Genomic DNA, 716 nt, shown 5'->3' on the forward strand with positions numbered 1-716 from the left:
TGCATTAGGTGAAGAGAAACAGAAGGTAAAGGATTCATGGTCACAGCAAAACAACTTGGACGTTCGGCACTCGCATTAACATTGATCAGCTTATCTGGTTGTCAGCTGTTTCAATCAAACACGAATGCTGAGGTGGCTTCTCCGGTGATCGTGAACGATCATGCGCAAAGTATTATGGTGATCAGCGATCAAATGGACATGTACTTAAGCAGTGAAGGGCGGGAATCTTTCTTAAATCAAATGCTGGTGGCGCTTGAGTCGGACAGCCGAGATAAATTCAAAGGCAAAGATCCTGACACCTATTCGTGGTGGAAGATCCGCGTGCAACCTAATGAGTGGCAACAAGCTGAGATAGTCAGGCCAGTAGAAGAGGGAGTGGATACCTCTAACAAGCTGGAGTTTATGGATGTCTCCTATCGTTCAAAAACGGGGTTAAATTTGCGCTCCAAACCGAGTGTAGAGAGTACAAAGCTGGGGCAACTTGAAAAAGGCGAAGTGTTCAATGCGTTGGCGAGAGTTGAAGGAGAACCTTGGATTCTGGTTGAACAAAAAGGCGTTATTAAGGGCTACGTGCACCAAGATTACGTACGCAGCAACGTAGTGAATCGCGATATTTTGTCGACTCAACCGAATCCGTTGTTCGATGCTCAGCAAGCGACTCATTCTGTATCGAGTGCCCGACACGAGCTGCTGGGCAGCTACACTTGTCGAGCGCT

At 47.2% G+C, this 716-nt stretch carries 1 protein-coding gene; it reads left to right on the plus strand.

Translation table 11 applies throughout. The annotated features are described in order from the left end of the window. Positions 1-36: 36 nt before the first annotated feature. The coding region (locus R8N49_RS27105) for an SH3 domain-containing protein (RefSeq protein WP_318190447.1) at positions 37-716 on the plus strand (680 nt) is incomplete at its 3' end.

The organism is Vibrio sp. 1978 (assembly GCF_033344345.1).